The organism is Myxococcus eversor, from assembly GCF_010894455.1.
In the GTDB taxonomy this organism is placed as follows: domain Bacteria; phylum Myxococcota; class Myxococcia; order Myxococcales; family Myxococcaceae; genus Myxococcus; species Myxococcus eversor.
On record NZ_JAAIXY010000006.1, the window covers coordinates 112,371 to 131,395 of the forward strand.

General features: G+C 68.6%; 16 protein-coding genes. 9 read left to right on the top strand and 7 right to left on the bottom strand.

Features of this window, described 5'->3' with window-relative positions:
- Positions 1–11: 11 nt before the first annotated feature.
- The 3 genes from G4D83_RS13985 to G4D83_RS13995 are packed head-to-tail and all read right to left on the bottom strand — an operon-like array spanning position 12 to position 4,208.
- Positions 12–1,196: an iron-containing alcohol dehydrogenase gene (locus G4D83_RS13985; RefSeq protein ID WP_163865241.1), complete on the bottom strand. Its 1,185-nt coding sequence runs from the start codon at positions 1,194–1,196 to the stop codon at positions 12–14.
- 23 nt (positions 1,197–1,219) lie between these two features.
- Positions 1,220–2,686, bottom strand: coding sequence for a glutamine synthetase family protein (locus G4D83_RS13990; RefSeq protein WP_176433268.1), 1,467 nt, complete (start codon positions 2,684–2,686; stop codon positions 1,220–1,222).
- A 31-nt stretch (positions 2,687–2,717) separates the two neighbouring features.
- Positions 2,718–4,208, bottom strand: a complete 1,491-nt coding sequence (locus G4D83_RS13995) for an aldehyde dehydrogenase family protein (RefSeq protein ID WP_163865242.1) — start codon at positions 4,206–4,208, stop codon at positions 2,718–2,720.
- 58 nt (positions 4,209–4,266) lie between these two features.
- Between G4D83_RS13995 and G4D83_RS14000 the strand changes: the two genes are divergently transcribed.
- The 4 genes from G4D83_RS14000 (at position 4,267) to G4D83_RS14015 (ending at position 6,927) form a co-directional block, all read left to right on the top strand.
- Positions 4,267–5,052 (top strand): glutamine amidotransferase, encoded by a 786-nt coding sequence (locus G4D83_RS14000; protein WP_240356316.1) that lies wholly within the window; start codon positions 4,267–4,269, stop codon positions 5,050–5,052.
- An 18-nt stretch (positions 5,053–5,070) separates the two neighbouring features.
- On the top strand, positions 5,071–5,556 hold the full coding sequence (locus tag G4D83_RS14005; protein ID WP_163865244.1) for a hypothetical protein: 486 nt from the start codon (positions 5,071–5,073) through the stop codon (positions 5,554–5,556).
- Positions 5,557–5,662: 106 nt separating this feature from the next.
- The gene (locus G4D83_RS14010) at positions 5,663–6,454 is read left to right on the top strand and encodes an esterase/lipase family protein (RefSeq protein ID WP_163865245.1); all 792 of its coding nucleotides are present in this window, start codon (positions 5,663–5,665) and stop codon (positions 6,452–6,454) included.
- Between the two features lie 14 nt (positions 6,455–6,468).
- Entirely contained in the window at positions 6,469–6,927 is a 459-nt protein-coding gene (locus G4D83_RS14015) for a hypothetical protein (protein WP_163865246.1), read from the top strand.
- A 90-nt stretch (positions 6,928–7,017) separates the two neighbouring features.
- Here G4D83_RS14015 and G4D83_RS14020 read toward each other — a convergent pair whose 3' ends face one another.
- A complete protein-coding gene (locus tag G4D83_RS14020; RefSeq protein ID WP_163865247.1) occupies positions 7,018–7,887 on the bottom strand; it encodes a GIY-YIG nuclease family protein in 870 nt (289 codons plus the stop codon).
- Between the two features lie 220 nt (positions 7,888–8,107).
- Between G4D83_RS14020 and G4D83_RS14025 the strand changes: the two genes are divergently transcribed.
- The gene (locus tag G4D83_RS14025; RefSeq protein ID WP_163865248.1) at positions 8,108–9,343 is read left to right on the top strand and encodes an AI-2E family transporter; all 1,236 of its coding nucleotides are present in this window, start codon (positions 8,108–8,110) and stop codon (positions 9,341–9,343) included.
- Positions 9,344–9,367: 24 nt separating this feature from the next.
- Here G4D83_RS14025 and G4D83_RS14030 read toward each other — a convergent pair whose 3' ends face one another.
- Genes G4D83_RS14030 through rho form a run of 3 tightly spaced genes read right to left on the bottom strand, consistent with a single transcriptional unit; the run spans position 9,368 to position 11,890 of the window.
- Positions 9,368–9,868 carry a tetratricopeptide repeat protein gene (locus tag G4D83_RS14030; RefSeq protein WP_163865249.1) on the bottom strand — a complete coding sequence of 167 codons (501 nt, stop codon included), beginning with the start codon at positions 9,866–9,868 and terminating at the stop codon, positions 9,368–9,370.
- A 58-nt stretch (positions 9,869–9,926) separates the two neighbouring features.
- On the bottom strand, positions 9,927–10,241 hold the full coding sequence (locus G4D83_RS14035) for a hypothetical protein (RefSeq protein WP_163865250.1): 315 nt from the start codon (positions 10,239–10,241) through the stop codon (positions 9,927–9,929).
- A 23-nt stretch (positions 10,242–10,264) separates the two neighbouring features.
- Positions 10,265–11,890, bottom strand: a complete 1,626-nt coding sequence (gene rho / locus G4D83_RS14040; RefSeq protein ID WP_176433262.1) for a transcription termination factor Rho — start codon at positions 11,888–11,890, stop codon at positions 10,265–10,267.
- A 574-nt stretch (positions 11,891–12,464) separates the two neighbouring features.
- On the opposite strand from rho, the gene ligA reads away from it, so the two are divergent.
- The 4 genes from ligA (at position 12,465) to G4D83_RS14060 (ending at position 18,614) form a co-directional block, all read left to right on the top strand.
- A complete protein-coding gene (gene ligA / locus G4D83_RS14045) occupies positions 12,465–14,489 on the top strand; it encodes an NAD-dependent DNA ligase LigA (protein WP_163865251.1) in 2,025 nt (674 codons plus the stop codon).
- A gap of 12 nt (positions 14,490–14,501) precedes the next feature.
- Positions 14,502–14,789 carry an acylphosphatase gene (locus G4D83_RS14050; RefSeq protein ID WP_163865252.1) on the top strand — a complete coding sequence of 96 codons (288 nt, stop codon included), beginning with the start codon at positions 14,502–14,504 and terminating at the stop codon, positions 14,787–14,789.
- Positions 14,786–15,229, top strand: coding sequence for a DUF3052 family protein (locus G4D83_RS14055; protein WP_141645932.1), 444 nt, complete (start codon positions 14,786–14,788; stop codon positions 15,227–15,229). The genes G4D83_RS14050 and G4D83_RS14055 overlap by 4 nt, the downstream gene beginning before the upstream one ends.
- Before the next feature lie 553 nt (positions 15,230–15,782).
- Complete coding sequence (locus tag G4D83_RS14060) at positions 15,783–18,614, top strand: Rne/Rng family ribonuclease (protein ID WP_163865253.1); 2,832 nt, start codon at positions 15,783–15,785, stop codon at positions 18,612–18,614.
- Positions 18,615–19,025: the final 411 nt, after the last annotated feature.

Consider the following 19,025-nt stretch of genomic DNA (forward strand, 5'->3'; position numbering starts at 1 on the left):
ACGACGTGGTGTCACCAGGCCTCGCGGGCCATGGCCAGCAGGTCGGCCTCCACCACCTTGCACGGGTTGCTCAGGTGCGAGGCGTCCAGGAAGGCCTTGTCGGCGATTCTCGACAGGTCCTCTTCCTTGACGCCCACGTCGCGGAGCCGCGCGGGGATGCCGATGGCCGCGTTGAGCTTGCGCACCCGGTCGATGGCGTTGCTCGCGAGCACGTCCTCCCGGGCGTTGGTGGTGTCACCCATCGCCACGGCCACACGCGCCAGTCGCGTCGTGCTGGAGGCGCGGTTGAACTCCATCACCACCGGCAGCACGACCGCGTTGGCCAGGCCATGGTGCACGCCGGAGATGGGCGTCAGCGCATGCGCCAGCGCGTGGCACGCGCCCAGGCCCTTCTGGAAGGCCATCGCACCCTGCATCGCGGCGATCATCATGTCCGTGCGCGCCGCCAGGTCCTTGCCCTCGCGCACCGCCGTCACCAGCGAGCGACTCACGCGCTGGATTCCGTCGATGGCCACCGCGTCCGCCAGCGGGTGGAAGCCATTGGCCAGGTACGCCTCCAGGCAATGCGTGAAGGCATCCATGCCGGTGGCCGCGGTGACGCCAGGAGGAAGCCCCACCGTCAGCTCCGGGTCGACGATGGCGGCGCGAGGCAGCAGGGCCGGGCTGAAGATGACCGTCTTGCGGCCCGTGTCCGCCAGCGTCACCACGCCCGAGCGACCCACCTCCGAGCCCGTGCCCGCCGTCGTCGGGATGGCGATGAGCGGAGGCAGGTCGTCCTTCACGTACTGGTCGCCGCCCTTCGCGTCGTCGTAGCGACTGAGCGGAGGCTCGTGGGTGGTGAGCAATTGCACCAGTTTGCCCGCGTCCAGCGCGCTGCCGCCGCCCAGCGCGATGAGCCCGTCGCACTTGTGGTGGCGATAGGCCTCCAGGCCGGCGAAGACATCCTTCTCGGTGGGATTGGGTTCCACGCCGTCGAAGACGGCGCACTCCAGGCCCGCCGTCTTCAGGACTTCGAGCACGCGGGAGGCGAGCCCCGCCTTCACCACGCCCGCGTCCGTCACCAGGAGCGGGCGCTTCATGTTCAAGCGCTGCGCCTGGGCGGGCAGTCGCTGGAGCGCGCCGGCACCCAGGACGATGCGGGTGGGCCACGCCATCTCGGTGATACGGGGCTCAGCGGGAATGTCGAACGGCTTCATCGCGGGTTCCTCCCTCGGGCTCATCAGATGAGCTCCAGGTAGCGCTCCAACTCCCAGCTGGTGACGGCGCGCTCGTACTGGCGCACCTCCCACTCGCGCGTGCGCACGAAGTGGTCCACGAAGCCCTCGCCCAGGATTTCCCGGGCGCGCTCGCTCTGCTTGAGCAAGGCCACGGCTTCCTTCAGGTTGCGCGGCAGCGGCGCGGCCTCATGAGACGCGTACGCGTTGGAGTTGCACGCGGGCGGCGGCTCGATTTCGTTCTCGATGCCCCACAGGCCCGCGGCCAGGCTCGTCGCCATGCCGATGTACGCGTTCATGTCCGCGCCGAGCTGGCGGTATTCAATCCGCATCGCCTTGGCGTTCTCACCGATGACGCGCACGGCGCAGGTGCGGTTCTCCAGGCCCCATGCCGCGGTGGTGGGCGCCCAGGTGTTCTCCACGCTGCGCTTGTAGCTGTTGATGGTGGGCCAGTAGAGCGCCGTCAGCTCCGGCATCAGCGCTATCTGCCCGCCGATGTAGTGGCGCATGAGGCGGCTCATGCCGTGCGGCTCGTCCTCTTCGTAGAAGAGGTTGTGCTCGCCCTTCATGTCCCAGAGCGACTGGTGCACGTGCCCCGAGCACCCCGGCAGCTTCGCGTTCACCTTGGCCATGAAGCACGCGGTGAGGCCCTGGCGCGAGCACAGCTCCTTCACCACTGTCTTGAAGAGAGCCGCCTTGTCCGCCGAGCGCTCCACGTCGTCGTAGCGGATGGCGGCCTCGAAGACGCCGGGCCCTGTCTCGGTGTGGAAGCCCTCGATGTTGAGGCCAAAGCCGTTGCACCCGTCGATGAGCGCGTGCACCAGCGGCGCGTTCTGAGACGTGCGCAGCCACGAGTAGCCGAACATGCCGGGCGTCAGCGGCGTGAGGTCCTGGAAGCCCTTCTGCTTCAGCGAGTCCGGCTGCTCCTTGAAGATGAAGAATTCATACTCGGCGCCGAAGCGAGGCAGGTAGCCCTGCTCCCTCGCGCGGGTGGCGATCTTCTGGAGCAGTTGCCGGGGACTGGCCTCGAAGGGCGTGCCGTCCGGATTGACGAAGTCGAGCAGGAAGGCCGCGGTGTCGGGCTCCCACGGAATCACCCGCCCCGTCGTCACGTCGACCGTCGCGTGCGCATCCGGGTAGCCGGTGTGCCAGCCCGTCACCTGGGTGTTGTCGAGCAGCTCGTCGCCCAAATCCCAGCCGAAGACGACGTCGCAGAAGCCCAGGCCGCCCTTGGCGGCGCTGAGGAACTTCTCCAGGGAGATGTACTTGCCGCGCCAGACACCGTCGATGTCGATGGCGCCGACCTTCACCTTCTTCACGCCGTTGTCGTCGAGCCAGCGCTTGAGCGTGTCGGTGCCGCCCGAGTCCCGGGGCACGGCGCCGCCGCGCACGGGGCCTCCGCGCTCCTTGGCGCGGGCCCGGCGGGCCACGGTCGGATGCGTGAGTACCTTCGCCTTGGGACGGGTCGGCATCGGGACCTTCCTTCCTGGGGTGAGGGAGTGCTCAGGTGTCCGTCGGCAGCCGCGTCCACACCGCCTTGCACTGGAGGTAGCCTTCCAGCGCGTGGTGCGACAAATCGCGGCCCCAGCCAGACTCCTTGTAGCCGCCGAACGGCGCGGCATCGTCGAACTCGTTGAAGCAGTTGATCCACACCACGCCGCTCTTCACCTTGCGGGCCAGCGCGTGCGCCTTCGCCACGTCGCGCGTCCACAGCGACGCGGCCAGGCCGTACAGCGTGCCGTTGGCCAGCTCCAGCGCGTGCGCGTCATCACGGAAGCGAAGGCAGCTGAGCACCGGACCGAAAATCTCCTCCTGGGCGATCTTCATGTCCGGCTTCACGTCGCCGAAGATGGTGGGCCGCATGAAGTAGCCCTTCGCCTTGATGCTCTCCGTGTCGCGCTCGCCACCGGCCAAAAGCTTCGCGCCCTGCTGACGACCGCTCTCGACGTAGCCGAGGATGGTGTCGAGCTGCTTCTGGCTCACCTGCGCGCCCATCTCCGTGGACGGGTCCAGCGGGTCACCGACGCGCAGCTTGCGCGCGCGCTCCGCCAGCTTGCCCACGAAGTCGTCGTAGATGCCCTCCTGCACGAGCACGCGGCTGCCCGCGTTGCACGTCTCGCCCTTGTTGCCGAAGATGCCCCAGAAGCACGCCTCCACGGCGCGCTCCAGGTCCGCGTCGGAGAAGATGACCTGGGGGCTCTTGCCGCCCAGCTCCAGCGTCAGCTTCTTGAGGTTGCTGCCCGCCGACGCCTGCATCAGCCGGCGCGCGGTGCGGCCGGAGCCGGTGAAGGAGATTTTGTCCACGTCCGGGTGCCGAGCGAGCGCCTCGCCCGCGGGGTCTCCGTAGCCGGTGACGACGTTGAGGACGCCGGGAGGGAAGCCCGCCTCCAGCGCGAGCGCACCCAGCTTCATCGCCGTCAGCGGCGTCATCTCGGAGGGCTTCACCACCACGGTGCAGCCGGCGGCGAGCGCGGGTCCCAGCTTCCAGCAGAGGATGCAGGTGGGGTAGTTCCACGGGACGATGAGGCCCACCACGCCCACCGGCTCCTTGAGCACGTAGGTGTGGAAGGGGCCGTCCACCGGGAGCACCTCGCCGTGAATCTTGTCCGCCCAGTCCGCGAAGTACGCGAGCGTGCCGGCGCCCGGGGCCACGTCGCCTCGGACGGCGTCGCGGAACGTCTTGCCGTTGTTGAGCGACTCGACGAGCGCGAACTCCTCGCGGCGCTGCCACAGCAGGTCGGCGAGCTTGCGGATGAGCTTGCCGCGCTCGCGGGCGGACATCTTGCTCCACGGGCCGGACTCGAAGGCGCGACGGGCGGCCTTTACCGCGCGGTCCACGTCGGCGGCGGTGGCGCTGGGTACGTCGCACACCTTCTCACCCGTGGCGGGATTCACCACCGGGAGAAAGCCCCCTTCGACGGGGTCCACGCCCTGCCCATCGATGAGCAGTTGCAGGACGGGCAGCCGGGGGGAGAGCGAGCGGGCGTCTAGCATGGGGATTCCTCGGGGCACACGGGGGCGTTCCAGACGGATTGGCCAGGAGCGAACACAGGTGGCACGACAGGGTAGGAATGACGTCCAGACGCGGCAACCTGCGGTGGTGAAGAACGTCTTGTTGCTGAAAGCGGGTGAGGCCGCGGAGTCGGTGCGCCTCAGTGTGGGTGATTACGAGCAGTGGTTCCTGAGCACCATCGGACTGGAGGGCCATCGGTTCGACATCCTCCCGGTGCACCGCGACGCGCCGTTGCCACGGGACGCGCATGCGTATGACGCGGTGATGATGACCGGCTCTCCTCTGTCAGTGACGCGGCTGGAGCCGTGGATGGAGCGCGTCGCGGACTTCATGGTGGAGGCCGGGGAGAAGGGCACGCCGGTGTTGGGAGTGTGCTTTGGTCATCAGTTGCTCGCGCGCGCGTACGGTGGGCAGGTGGCGCGAAATCCACTGGGACGGGAGACGGGCACGGTGGAGGTGAGGCTCACCGAGGCGGGGCGTCGGGACGCGCTGTTCGACGGGGTGCCAGAGGTCTTCGCAGCCCAGGCGACGCACGAGGACATCGTCGCCCAGGTGCCCGAGGGCGCGACGGTGCTCGCGGGCAACGCCAACACGGCCGCGCAGGCGCTCGCCTTCCGTCCCAACGTCCGGGGCGTGCAGTTCCACCCGGAGGCGGCTCCGGACGCACTGCGCGCTGTCATCCACGCGAGACGCGAGGGACTGGAACAGGAGGCCGTGGCGAGGGGGATTGCGCCCGGTGCGCAGGTGCCAAGGCTGCTCGCGGGCCTGGCTCCCACTCCCGCTGGGAGGCGAATCCTGATGAACTTCCTGGAGCGCTTCACCTGACCCCCACCGAGGCCTCCTTTGCCCCGCATCCTGACGTCGCTCCTGCTCGCCCTCCTCGTCTCCGCCTGCTCGGACGGAGACCCGTGCTCCCAGGCTCCTCGCTGTGATGGCTCGGAGGCGCTCAACTGCGAGACGGCCTGCACGGTGGGCCCCTGCTCTACTGGCGCCATCTTCCAGGAGTGCGACCAGGGCACCACCTGCGCCGTCGTGCCCGGGGACCGGAGCGACTCGCGCTTCTATCGCTCGCGGGCGGTGTGCGCGCGGAGCCTGACAGCGTGTGACCCGGCGACGGCGCCCGCGCCCGTCTGCGAGGACGGCCGCTTCGTCACCGGCTGCGGGGCACACCGCCGCGACATCCGAGCGTTCTGCTCGCAGGCGGCGCTGTACTTCGAGAAGGTGCCGACGTGCTGCGTGACGGGGACGGGTGACGGCGGGACGGATGGCGGCACCGCGGATGGTGGAGTTCCGGACGCTGGGCCGGGCACGTCCGACGCCGGACGTTGAGCAGCACGCGTTTCGCGGGGTGAGGCTTCCGCGCGAGCCCGGCGGAACGAAGGGGCGAGTCCCAGGTTGTACCCGGACGGCGCTCCGTGCGCCGACCGAGTGCGCCATGAATCCTCTCGTCCCGCGATACCACCGGTGGACGCGCCAACTGCGAAACCTCGTGGCCCATCTGCATGTGGACACGAGGACCCATCACATCGTCCGGAAGACGGACTTCACGCAGTGCCCCCGGCCCGTGCTGTTGCTCTACGGCTTCTTCAGCACGCGCCGCGTGTTCGAGGTGCTGGAGCAGCGGCTGCGGCGCGATGGCTACTCCGTCTGGTCCATCCACCTGGGCGGTGCGCTGGACCGGTACAACACGTGTGGCATCGACGCGCTGGCGCAGAAGGTGCGCGAGAAGGTCGAGCGCATGTACGCGCGATATCCGCACATGGGGCCGCTGAGCATCGTCGGCCACTCGAAGGGCGGACTCATCGGGATGTATTACGTGAAGCGCCTGGGCGGCGATGCGCGGGTGCAGAACCTCATCACCCTGGGGACGCCACACAAGGGCTCGCGGCTGGCGTACCTGGGCTGCGCGACGCTCGGGTGGTTCAGTCGCAGCATGTGGCAGCTCACGCCCGTGTCGCCGTTCCTGAAGCAACTGCGCACCGGGGCGTTTCCGAGGAACGTGAGGCTGACGTCGGTCTACTCGAAGGTGGACGAGGTGACGCCGTGGACGTCGGCGCGGCTGGACGTGGAGGGCCAGCCGAACGTGTTCAACCATGAGCTGTCCAACGTGGGACACGGGGCGCTGCTCACCCGGCGGGCCGTCTACGAAGTCGTCCGACGCGAGCTGAGCGCCGGTTATGCCGAGTGCGTGCAGGGCCTGCGCGCGGTGTCACCGTCCGCCTCTTGAGGTAGAGAGGGAACATGCCCTCGCGCTGGGACCGCCTCTTCGACCTGAAGCCCGTGCCGCTCATGGACCACTTCGTGGAGGAGGTGGCGAAGCTGCTCGCGCAGGACCTCCAGACGTGGCCGCCGCCGGTGGAAGAGGTGGACCTGGACACGGGAGGCCACTTCGCTCCGCTGTTCACCGAGCCGCGTCCGCGTCCCACGCCGGCCGTCTATGCGGAGGCGTTGAGGCTGACGCGGTGGGAGCTGGCGCACGAGACGGACGCGTTCGACGACTACATGCGCAACAAGCGCTACCTGGAGCGAGGGCTGGCGCCGGATGACCGGCTGGCCCTGCTGTTCCTCGCACGGTGGATCACCGAGCAGATGCTGAGCCTGGGAGAAGCCACCGAGGGCCGCGTGAAACGCAAACAGATGCAGGTCTGCCTGGACAAGCTGGAGACGAAGCTCCGGCTCGCCCAGGGCGCCCAGGCGTAAGCATTGCCTACGGGTAGACTCGGCTGCTCGACGCGGGGCATCGGCGACAACGAGTTCCCCTGGAACGACACACGCCGCAGCAGGCGATGGCTACTCGAGTTCGGCGGCCTCCACCGCGCCCAAGCTCGTCCCATCCGGCAGCCTCCACCCAGCAGGTCCACTCTGGGAAGAGCCCGCGACCACTCCTGCCGCCGCCGAGGAACTGGTGAAGACGGCATCCGCGCTGAAGACCATCAGGTCATCGGATTCTCGAAGTGTCAGCGTGCCATCGCGGATGAGCCCTTCGCGGATCGCCCGATATCCTTTCGACAGCGAGTCGGAGATCTTCCGAACCGCCGTCGACCCGCGCAGCACGACATATCCTTCGGAGGACCTCCGCATTCGAGCCTGGGCCTGGAGCACCGAATAGGTGAACTCGGGCCCGCTCGTCCGCGTCCCACTGCGCGGCTCCAGCATCTGTCCCGCGCGTCCCGACAGTGGAGGAAGCGTGAGTCGCACGTATTCGAGGAAGCTCTCCATGTCGGCCAGGTCCGACTCGGGGAGCGCGGCACCCGAAGGAACCACGCCATTCGTCAGATTGACCCGAGCCGCCCCGCTGGCGAGCTTGTGCAGGGCGAGTTCCAGATGCTTCGCGTGGGCCTTCGTGAGGTTGCCGTCCTTCGACGTGAAGACCACCGCCTCGGTCCACCACTCCTTCGCGGAGTCCCGAGCATGCTGGGCGAGCCGCTGACCGAGGGCTTCGGCCTCGCCGATGTAGCCGCGAACCTCCCCCACCACGTCCGGATCATCACCGAGCAGGACGTATACGCCTGGGCGATCCGCCTCCCTGCGCGCCTTGAACTGGGGCAGGTGGTTGCGAGGAACGGCCAGGGCGATGCCCGCCCAGTTCATGACGTCCGCCACCCGCAGACCACTGGGGTCCCCATCCACGAAGAACAACTTGATGGTCTTGCCTGCCACCACGCCCCTCCTGAGCCAGCGGAAAACTCCTCGAAGTCTGCTTGAAAACCTGACTCGAAGTCAGGCGCTGCAAGCAGGCGTGAGCAGTCCCCTCCCTCGGAAAGCTGGGACCTCGAACTTTCCGCCACATCGGAACGAGTAGGCGCCGAGCATCGAGGGTGAACGAGAACCTGGGGCACCGGGCCTTGTCAGCGCGCGGGCACTGCCGTAAGCCCGAGGCATGTTGCAGCCCCTGGACACTCCGCCTCCGACGCCCACCACCGACCGCCGCAAGCGCCTGCTCATCCTGGGAGCCCTCTGGCTCGTCGTGGCGGCGGCCCTGGTGACGTTCCGCTCGGTGGTGATGCCCTTCGCTGGCGCGGCGCTCATCGCGTACCTGGTGCAGCCGCTCGTGGCGCGCATCACCCGGCTGAACGTCGCCGGACGCAAAGTCCCTCATTGGGCGGCCATCCTGCTCATCTACGCGGGCTTCTTCGTCGGCGTGTACCTCTTCCTCGTGGCCCTGGTGCCGCAGCTCTACCGGGAGATGGCTCGCGTCAGCCGCGACACGATGGCGCTGGCCAACACGCTCACGCCGGAACAGGTGCAGGTGCTCGCCCAGCGCGGCGAGACGTGGCTCAGCGACTACGGCATCCCCGTGGCCCTCTCCAACCGGGCGCTGGAGGGCGCGGACGCGGCGGGCAGCGGACACTTCAGCCTCGCGCTGGACCTGGAGCAGTTGCTGAGTGACGCGGTGAAGCGCGTCTCGTCGCTGGTGCAGGAGAACCTGGGCGACATCGTCAGCGTGTCCCGCAGCATCATCGCGGGAGTCGCCGCGGGCGTCTTCACGCTGTTCTTCGTGTTGATGGTCGCGGCCTTCTTCTCCATCGACGGTCAGGCCATCCGCCGGTACTGCGGCACCCTGGTCCCCGCCGAGTACGCCCACGACGCGAGGCAGCTCGCCGAGCGAATCGACCGCTCCCTGTCCGGCGTGGTGCGCGGCCAGGTCACCATCTGCGTCGTGAACGGCGCGCTGACCTTCGTGGGGCTGCTGCTCTTCGGCGTGAAGTTCGCCTTCCTGCTCGCCACCATCGCCACGTTCTTCAGCCTCATCCCCATCTTCGGCACCATCCTCAGCTCGGTGCCCATCGTCCTCATCGCGATGGCGGATGGCTTCAAGAAGGGCCTGGCCATCCTGGTGTGGATCATCGGCATCCACGCGGTGGAGGCGTACTTCCTCAATCCCAAAATCATGGGGCAGGCCGCGCGCATCCACCCGGTCATCGTCGCCTTCTCCCTCATCGCGGGAGAGCGACTCTTCGGCCTCGTGGGCGCGCTCTTCGCCGTGCCCATCACCGCCATCCTGGTGGCCTGCTTCGACTACGCCCGCCTCAAGGCACAGCCGCAGTCGGTGGTGACGCTCCCTGCTTCCGAGCCTGTCTCCGGCGCCACCGGGCAACAGACGCCAGCGGCCTGAGCGCCTCTTCGCCTCACGGGGCGCCTACGGAGCCCCACCTCCGAGCGCCTTGGCGTAGTTCGCGAGCGAGCGGTTGTAGCGAGGCAGATGACGCGCCAGCGCCCCGAGCGCCAGCCCCACCGCCTCCCTCTCGCGCCCCGCATCCACGAGCGACAGCGCGAGGAACGCGGACACGGTGTCATCGAGTTCATCAGAACCAGTAGCCCGCTCAGCCGTGAGGAGCGCGACACTCTCCTCGACTTCGCCCAGATTGCGCAGCGTGCTGGCCAGTTGAATCACGGCCTGACGGCGAAGCCCGCCACTCAGCCCCGCCGCCAAGGCCTGTCGATACAGCGGCGCGGCCAACGCCTCCTGCCCCAGCGAGTCATGGGCCGATGCCCGCTCGAACAGCGCGCGCGGATGCCCCACGGGCAGCTCCGCCGACAGCGCTTCGACACGTGCGAGAAAGCCACCCGGAGCCTGGCCATCGAAAGAGGCCCACAGCTCCGCGATGCGCCGCTCCCACTCCAGCTCGGTCGTCGTCACCGCCCCAGCTTCGCAGCCCACCTGAAGGCACGAAAGCCACGAGGCAACGCAAGTCACCTCACTGACAGGCGGCGTCGCAGCGGGCCCCACGGCAGAAGGGGATGCAGCGTCCGCAGTCGATGGAGCCTTCCGGGCACTCACCCGTGCATCTCACACCGCGACAGTTCGGGCCCTCGTCCACGTGGGTGACGGCGGTGCCATCCCCGCAGCAGGCATTGGCGACACAGTCGTCATCCGAGTAGCAGGTGCGGTCGGACAGCACCGGAGGCGCGTCATCCAACGGCCCCAGCGGGTCCACATCGCATCCCAGTCCACCTCCGAGTGACACCCCGATGAGCAGGGGAAACAGCCGGACGAACATGGAACGAGACATGGACCCTCCGAGGGGTGTTGGGCTTATCGGTTCATCGAGCCGAGGAAGTCAGCGTTCGTCGGCGTCGGACGCATGTGCTTGAGCACGAACTCCATCGCGTCGATGGGCGTGAACGGATGGAGCACCTGGCGCAGCGCAGTGATGCGCACGAGATCGCCCGGTGACAAGAGCAATTCCTCCTTGCGCGTACCGGACTTGTTGATGTCCAGCGTCGGGAAGATGCGCTTCTCCATCAGCTTCCGGTCCAGGACGATTTCGGAGTTACCCGTGCCCTTGAACTCCTCGAAGATGACTTCGTCCATGCGGCTGCCGGTGTCGATGAGCGCGGTGCCGATGATGGTCAGCGAGCCGCCCTCCTCGATGTTGCGCGCGGCGCCGAAGAAGCGCTTGGGCTTGTGCAGCGCGTTGGCATCCACGCCGCCGGAGAGAATCTTTCCGGACGCGGGCACCACCGTGTTGTAGGCGCGCGCCAGACGCGTAATCGAGTCGAGCAGGATGCAGACGTCGTACTTCTGTTCGACGAGGCGCTTGGCCTTGTCGATGACCATCTCCGCCACCTGCACGTGCCGCGTGGCGGGCTCGTCGAAGGTGGAGGAAACGACTTCGCCCCGCACGCTGCGCTCCATGTCCGTGACTTCTTCCGGGCGCTCATCCACGAGCAGCACGATGAGGTACACGTCCGGGTGGTTGCGGCTGATGGCGTGCGCGATGTTCTGCAGCAGCACCGTCTTGCCGGCCTTCGGCGGGGCGACGATGAGGCAGCGCTGTCCCAGACCGATGGGGCAGAACATGTCGATGATGCGCGTGGTCATCTCCGACGACTCGTGCTCCAGCTTGAGCTTGCGCGTCGGATACAGCGGCGTGAGGTTGTCGAACAGGATGCGCTCGCGCGCCGCGTCCGACATCGGGTCCGTGAAGTTGACCTTGTCCACCTTCTGGAGCGCGAAGAAGCGCTCGCCCTCGCGGGGCTGGCGGATGGGACCCGTCACCGTGTCGCCAGGGCGCAGGTTGAACCGGCGCACCTGCGACGGAGACACGTAGATGTCGTCCGGGCTGGGCTGGTAGTCGCTGTCGGAGCTGCGCAGGAAGCCGAAGCCGTCGCTGAGCATCTCCATCACGCCTTCGGCGTGGACCTCGAAGCGCTTGTCGGCGATGCCGCCGAGCAGCGCGAAGATGAGGTCCTGCTTCTTCAGGCCCTGGTAGTTCTCGATGCCCACGTCGTGGGCCATCTTGGACAGGTCCGTGATCTTCATCCGCTTCAGGTCATTGAGCTTGATGACCTGCATCGGCGCGCCGTCGCGGCTGACTTCCGTGATTGCGGGCGCGTCGGGGACCTCCGGCGCGGGAGGCAGCGTGGCCGCCGGCGAATCGTCCTCTCCAGAGGAAAGACGCGCCTCCTGGATGTCGTCGTCGCGGACGGGACGGGAAATGGGGGTCAGGACCGGACGGGGCGGCTCGGCGCTCACCTCGGCCTCTGGCTCCGCGCTGACTTCCTCGTCGCGGCGGGGGCGACGGGTGCGGGAGGGCTTCTCGGTCTCTTCCCTTTCGGCGGTCTTCGCCGCCGCGCGCTTGCGACGGGGCTTGTCGTCGGCCTCGACGGGAACAACGACGTCGGCGGCCTTCTCTCTCGAAGTACGGGCTTTGCGCATGTCTGGAACGCTTGGGGATTGGTGGGGTGCCCGAGGACTCGGACGCTCGATTGCCGGGGGAGATTCCGCGCGGCCTCGGAAGCACCTTCCAGGAGGACAGCCGTACCGGAATCCCTGAACGGGACTGCGCGGGCGCGGGCCGGTGGTTTGGGGAAGAGATGGCGCCGTCGAAACTCCTGCGCCAATGAACCGCGCGGGGACGTTATTGACCCCCTCCTGGCCTGTCAAGGCATCTTGCGGGGCTTTGGCGCGGACTCTTCCTCTTGGAGCAACATGAGCCCGACGTCAGACATTTCCACCGTCACCAGGGACACTTCGGACCCGGGGACAGGACCCGGAAGGTCTCTTCGCGCTCCGTGAGCCCATGCCTCCGGTGTCCCGGGCAGCCCCGCACCACGGCTCGGGACGCGCCCTCACCCGCCGCGCGATTCCCAGCCTACGTCCCAGGGCGTATGCGAACCCCCAGGCCCGGACGTCCGGCGGCGGGCTCGACGCGATGTCGGGGGGACGCTCTAGATTGCGCGGCACTGGACACGCCCTCGCTGGGGGCGATTTGGGGTAAGGACCGCCCACCGTGGACGACTTCAAGACCGCCGAAGCACGAGCCCGCGAGCTCCGTCGTGAGCTGGCCCACCACAACCACCGCTACTACGTGCTCGACTCGCCGGAGATCAGCGACATCCAGTACGACACGCTGATGCGCGAGCTGCAGGGGTTGGAGGAGCAGCACCCCTCCCTGCAGACGCCGGACTCGCCCACCCAGCGCGTGGGCGGCGAGGCGGCCGACGAGTTCGGCCAGGTGGTCCACCGCGTCCCCATGCTCTCGCTCGCCAACCTCTTCGAGGACGAGGGCCTGGTCGAGTTCGACGAGCGCGTGCGCAAATTGCTGGGTCAGCCTTCTGTCACCTACGTGTGCGAGCCCAAGCTGGACGGGCTCGCCATCGCCCTGCGCTTCGAGAAGGGCATCTTCGTCCAGGGCGCCACGCGCGGCGACGGCACCACGGGCGAGGACGTCACGGGCAACCTGCGCACCATCCGCAGCCTGCCCATGGAGCTGTTCCCCCTGGACGGCGTGAAGGTGCCCGCGCTCCTGGAGGTCCGCGGCGAGGTCTTCATCCGCAAGGCGGACTTCCAGAAGCTCAACGAGAAGCGCGAAGAGGAGGGCGAGCCGCTGTTCGCCAACCCTCGCAACGCGGCGGCCGGAAGCCTGCGCCAGTTGGACCCGAAGGAGACGGCCGCGCGCCCCCTCTCCGTCTATCTTTACGAGTGCGTCCCCACCGAGGGCGTGCCCGCGTTCAAGTCCCACATCGAGAAGCTGGAGTACTTGAAGTCGCTGGGCCTGCCCATCAACCGCTATGTGCGCGCGGAGGGCATCGACGGCGTGCGCCAGGCCTATGACGCCTCATTGAAGGGCCGCCATGAGCTGCCCTTCGAGGTGGACGGCATGGTGGTGAAGGTGGACGACGAGGACCAGCGCAAGCGGCTGGGCCAGGTCTCCAAGAGCCCCCGCTGGGCGGTGGCCTACAAGTTCCCTCCGGAGGAGGAGTCCACGGAGGTGCTCGACATCGGCATCCAGGTGGGCCGCACCGGTGCGCTCACCCCGGTGGCACACCTCAAGCCCGTGAAGGTGGGCGGCGTCATGGTGTCGCGCGCCACGCTGCACAACGAGGACGAGCTGCGCCGCAAGGACGTGCGCAAGGGCGACACCGTCTTCGTGCGCCGCGCGGGCGACGTGATTCCAGAGATTGTCTCCACGGTGCTCTCCAAGCGTCCGGCGAGCTCCCAGCCCTTCGAGTTCCCCAAGCACTGCCCCGTCTGCGGCGCCGCCGCGGTGAAGGACGAGGACGGCGCGGTCATCCGCTGCACCGGCGCGTCCTGCCCCGCGCAGTTGGTGGAGAAGATCCGCCACTTCGCCAGCCGCATCGCCATGGATATCGAGGGCCTGGGCGACAAGCTGGCCGCGCAGCTGGTGGCCACCGGCACGGTGAAGACCTTCGCGGACCTGTACGCGCTCACCAAGCAGAAGCTCCTGACGCTGGAGCGCATGGGCGACAGGAGCGCGGACAACCTGCTGGAGTCCCTGGAGCACTCCAAGGGCACCACCCAGCGCCGCTTCCTCTACGCGCTGGGCATCCGACACGTGGGCGACGCGACAGCCAAGGCGCTCGCCGAGGGCTTCCCCGACGTGCGCCAGCTCTTCGAGGCCTCACTGGACGACATCACCCGGGTAAAGGATGTGGGCCCCGTCATGGCCCAGGTCATCCACGCCTTCTTCCAGGAGCCCCAGAACCGGGAGGCCATCCTCGCCCTGCTCAACGCCGGGGTCTCCCCCGCCCCGCCCCAGGTGAGCACCGGCGGCCCCTTCCTCGGAAAGACGGTGGTGCTCACCGGCTCGATGACGGGTATGACTCGGGACCAGGCCAAGGAGGAGGTGGAGCGTCGGGGTGGGAAGGTGGCCGGAAGTGTCTCGCGCAAGACCGATTTCGTGGTGGCCGGGGACGATGCCGGCACCAAGCTGAAGAAGGCCCAGGAACTCGGGGTAAGAATCCTGGACGAGCAAGCGTTCCTGCAGCTTTTGCAGACGGACGCCAGAGGGTGAGGCTTTCAGTCCATGGGCGGCACGCGGCGGACAACGCTGCGCATCCAGGGCAAGGTGCAGGGCGTCTTCTTCCGGGAGAGCGCCCGTGTGGAGGCCACGCGCCTGGGCCTGGTCGGCTGGGTGCGCAACCGCCCGGACGGCTCCGTGGAAGCGGTGGTGGAGGGTGAGCCGGGAATGATGGAAGAATTCATCCGCTGGTGTCACCGGGGTCCGTCCCAGGCGCGAGTCGACAGCGTCGGGCACACGGACGCCGAGGCCACCGGCGAGTACAGTCACTTCTTCGTGGAGCGCACATCATGACGCCCTACGCGCTGGCATCCCTGCCGGCCATGCTGGGCATCCGGGCCGGTTCCAAGGTCTCCGTCATCAACCCGCCGCGCGGCTTCGTGCAGAAGCTCAATCCGCTGCCGGACGGGGTGGAGTTCCTGATTACGGCGGTGACGGGCCTGGATGTCATCCTCTTCTTCTCCCAGGACGCCCAGGAGTTGGTGCAGCGGCTGCCGGCGCTGGCGCGCGCCATGGCCCTCACCGGCGGCATCTGGGTCTGCTGGCCCGGCGGCGAGGGCGTGAAGACGAACCTCTCCGAGGACTTCGTGCGCCAGGCGGCGCTGGATATCGGCCTGGTCGACAACAAGATTTGCGTCATCGACTCGACGTGGACGGGCCTGAGGCTCGTGCGCCGGCCGCGCGGGCGATTGGACAAGCCGTCGGGCGGCAAGCAGGCCCCCGCCCAGGCCTGAGAACCCGCCAGGGAGGCATCCGGCATCTGCCCGACAGTGGATGGATGCCGTTTCTCGGCTTTACACGTGTGCCGGGGGCGTGAAAAACTCCCCGTGTTTCTGGGCGCTTGTGTGACACTCCGCATTGGCGAAGGTCACGCCCAGTCGTGAATTTTTGACGGGTTGCGTTCCCGGATACCTCCGGGCGCGTCGGCTGCGCCGGGGCTCCAGTCGCCCCCCCAAGGTGGCCCACTGAAGGGCACCGACCGGGTGTGGAAGGAAGGAGCGGGCGGCACGCGCGTGGTGGAGGACCTCGAACGCGGTTGAAGACAAGGCTCCGCCCGGCAGGGTGCCGGTCGCAAAGCGGAGCGACTAAATTCGGAGGAGCAGGCGGTGGTCCCCTTGGCCCTCGACAGCGTGATGCGAGCCGTACCCGGACAGACCGGGAAGGCCGTCCTGACTGGAGTGCCACCGGAGGCCGCCTCTCCCTTCGCAGCGTGCTCGGAGGCGCGGCGTCTTGCCGCCTCCCGTCCGGTGAGGTCCGCCCTACCGCGCGCGCGTCCAGGATTCGTCCATGAGCAGCATCCTCGTCATCAACGCCGCGGGTCGGGAGACCCGCGTGGCGCTCGTCGAGAACGGGCACATCGCGGAGTTCTATCTCGAGCGTAAGAAGGACAAGGGCGTCGTCGGAAATATCTACAAGGGCCGCGTGGTCCGGGTGCTCCCCGGCATGCAGGCGGCCTTCGTGGACATCGGCCTGGAGAAGGCCGCTTTCCTCTACGTCAGCGACGTCGTCTACGACCCGGACTTCGCCCGGGCCCAGTTCGAGCTGACGGAGGGGGAGCACGAAGACGCCCCCGACGTGCCCACCGAGTCCGAGGCCGATGCCGCCGAGGAGGCGGCCCGGGACGCGGGACCGAGCCACGTCGTCGACGTGGAGGCGGAAGCCGCGGAGCTGGCGGGTGAGGACCAGGCCCACCGCACCGAGTCCCTGCCGCGCGACACGCTCCTGGAGCTGGCGGCGAACGCTCCGTCCATCGAGCTGGCCCCTGGCGCCGAGGCCCCCGCTCCGGTCGGCGAGCCTTCCACCGAGGCCCTCACGGCGGTAGCCGAGGCGTCCGTGACGGTGGAGGTGACGGAGCTCACCGTGTCCGCCGGCGAGTCCGCGGCGCACGTGCTGGAGACGGCGTCCGTGGCCGTCGCGGTGCTCGAGGCCCCTGCCGCGGAGAGCCCGTCCGAGACTCCCGCCGAGGCCGCCGCGCCCCTGTCCGACGAAGATGCGGCCGCCGCGCTGGCCGTGGCGATGCTGCCGCCCGAGCCGCCGCCGCACGCGGCCACCGCGCTGAGCGAGCTGATTCCCTCTCCGACGGGCGACGAGGCGGCCGTGGCCGCGCGTCCGGCGGAGGTCTCTGGCGAGCGCCGCGCGCCGCGCGAGGCCCGGGAGGCGCGTGAGCCGCGCGCCAGGGAGAAGGAGAAGGACAAGGACAAGGGCCGGCACAAGGGCGACGAGAAGCGCCGGGACAAGCACGAAGAGGGCGGCAAGGAGAAGGTCAAGCAGCGCCGGACGGACAAGATTGAGGACTTGCTGAAGGTGGGCCAGGAGGTCGTGGTCCAGATTTCCAAGGACCCCATCGGCACGAAGGGCGCGCGCCTCACCTCGCACATCTCGATTCCGGGCCGTCAGCTCGTGTTCATGCCCACGGTGGACCACGTGGGCATCAGCCGCCGCATCTCCAACGAGAAGGAGCGCCGGCGGCTGCGTGAAATCGTGGACCGGCTGCGTCCGCCCGGGACGGGCTTCATCGTGCGCACGGTGGCGGAGAACGTGCCGCAGGAGAAGCTGGAGAGCGACATCCGGTTCCTCATCGAGGTGTGGAACCAGGTCGTCCGCAAGAACGAGAAGCGGGGCGGGCCGGGCATCCTGCATCCGGACCTGGACCTCATCCTGCGCGCCACGCGTGACTTGTTCGCGCACGACGTGGAGAAGCTCGTCGTCGACGACCGCGAGGAGTACGAGCGAATCCTCGGCTTCGTGACGGCGCAGGACCCGGCGTTGCGGGACAGGGTGGCGCTGCACGAGGGTGACGACACCGTCTTCGACGCGTACGGCATCGAGCAGGAGCTGCAGCGCGCCACGCAGCGCAAGGTGTGGCTGAAGAGCGGCGGCTACCTCATCATCGACCAGGCCGAGGCGCTCACCGCCATCGACGTCAACTCGGGCCGCTACGTCGGCAAGAAGAGCCTCGAGGAGACCATCACCAAGATCAACGTCGAGGCGGCCAAGGAGATCGTCTACCAGCTCCGGCTGCGCAACATCGGCGGCATCATCATCTGCGACTTCATCGACATGGAGAAGGCGCAGAACCGGGACAAGGTCTTCAAGTCGCTGCAGGAGGCGCTGGGCCGCGACAAGGCGAAGACGAACGTGCTGCGCATCTCCGAGCTGGGCCTCGTGGAGATGACGCGCAAGCGCGTGCGCGAGTCCATTGGCCGCGTGCTGCACGAGGATTGCCCGTACTGCGACGGAAACGGCTTCGTGAAGACGGCGACCACGGTGGCGTACGAAATCTTCCGAGAGATTCGCCGGGAGGCGCCGGGCTACAAGGACTCCACGCTGGTCATCAACTGCAACGCGGAAGTGGCGCGCCTGCTCCAGGGCGAGGAGCGCAACGAGCTGCGGCACCTGATGGACCGGTACAACAAGTCCATCCAGGTCAAGGCGCAGCAGAACTACCACCGCGAGCAATACGACATCTACGGACGCTCGGCCACGGGGCCCGAGCACAAGGTGGCCTCGTCGCCGGGCTCGGGTGATGGCGAGCTGGCGATGCAGCATCGCAAGCCGGACAGCGGCGGCTTCGGACGCCAGGACCAGAACCGCCGCGGCGGTGGCAGGGACCGGGACCGTAACGGTGGTGGTGAACGGCGGGATGACCGGGGTGGTGGCGGCAGCGGTGGTGGTGGCGGTGGTGGCCGACGCCCGGAGCGCGGCGGGGACCGTCCTCGCGGAGACCGGGGCGGCGAGCGCGGTGGTGGCGAGCGCGGCGACCGGGGTGGGGAGCAGCGCGGTGGTGGCGAGCGCGGTGAACGCGGCGGTGGTGAGCGCGGAGAGCGGGGCGGCGAGCGCGGTGAACGCGGCGGCGAGCAGCGCGGCGAACGTGCGGACCGTGGTGGCGAGCGCGGTGGCGGCGAGCAGCGTGGCGAACGCGGCGAGCGCGGTGGTGGCGAGCGCGGCGACCGTGGAGAGCGTGCGGACCGTGGCGGTGAGCGCGGCGAGCGCCGTGGCGAGCGCGGCGGTGGTGGCCAGGGCTCGTCGGGCGGAGGCGGCAACGAGGGCGGTGGCGGCTCGACGCCTCCGGCCTCTTCTGGCCAGGGCGGCTCGGAGCCCTCGGGCGGCACGACCTGATGAACCACGGTGGGGTGGGTGATGCCAACGCATCCCCATCCCGCCGAGTCCCCGCCTCGTTGAGCGGCGGGGGCTGAGCTTGACGCCGCCCTCTTTCGCGAGAGGGCGGCCTGCCCCAGGCTCGAGGCCGGGGCGAGTTCGGGACTTCGTTCGCTAGAGCCAGGCGCTCGCGCGCGGACTCCCACCCGCCAGCTCTTCCGGCGACCAGGTGACGTGGTTCGAGCCTGGAGCGACCGTCAGTCCTCCGTCGTGACATCCCCAGGACGCCGCACCAACGCACCCCAGCTCCGCTTCGAGGGCCGAGTCAGTGCCAGCTTCTCACCCCCTTCCCACCCTCCGGGCCGGGCGGAGATGTCGGGAGGTGTGCCCCGAACAGCGGCGTCACGGGGTGGGCTGGCCCAGGAGGCTCCG

Bases quoted from the DNA above. Each gene is read 5' to 3' on its own strand.
- G4D83_RS13985 (WP_163865241.1), bottom strand. From the start codon at position 1,196: ATGAAGCCGTTCGACATTCCCGCTGAGCCCCGTATCACCGAGATGGCG.
- G4D83_RS13990 (WP_176433268.1), bottom strand. From the start codon at position 2,686: ATGCCGACCCGTCCCAAGGCGAAGGTACTCACGCATCCGACCGTGGCC.
- G4D83_RS13995 (WP_163865242.1), bottom strand. From the start codon at position 4,208: ATGCTAGACGCCCGCTCGCTCTCCCCCCGGCTGCCCGTCCTGCAACTG.
- G4D83_RS14010 (WP_163865245.1), top strand. From the start codon at position 5,663: ATGAATCCTCTCGTCCCGCGATACCACCGGTGGACGCGCCAACTGCGA.
- G4D83_RS14015 (WP_163865246.1), top strand. From the start codon at position 6,469: ATGCCCTCGCGCTGGGACCGCCTCTTCGACCTGAAGCCCGTGCCGCTC.
- G4D83_RS14025 (WP_163865248.1), top strand. From the start codon at position 8,108: ATGTTGCAGCCCCTGGACACTCCGCCTCCGACGCCCACCACCGACCGC.
- G4D83_RS14035 (WP_163865250.1), bottom strand. From the start codon at position 10,241: ATGTCTCGTTCCATGTTCGTCCGGCTGTTTCCCCTGCTCATCGGGGTG.
- rho (WP_176433262.1), bottom strand. From the start codon at position 11,890: ATGCGCAAAGCCCGTACTTCGAGAGAGAAGGCCGCCGACGTCGTTGTT.
- G4D83_RS14050 (WP_163865252.1), top strand. From the start codon at position 14,502: ATGGGCGGCACGCGGCGGACAACGCTGCGCATCCAGGGCAAGGTGCAG.
- G4D83_RS14055 (WP_141645932.1), top strand. From the start codon at position 14,786: ATGACGCCCTACGCGCTGGCATCCCTGCCGGCCATGCTGGGCATCCGG.
- G4D83_RS14060 (WP_163865253.1), top strand. From the start codon at position 15,783: ATGAGCAGCATCCTCGTCATCAACGCCGCGGGTCGGGAGACCCGCGTG.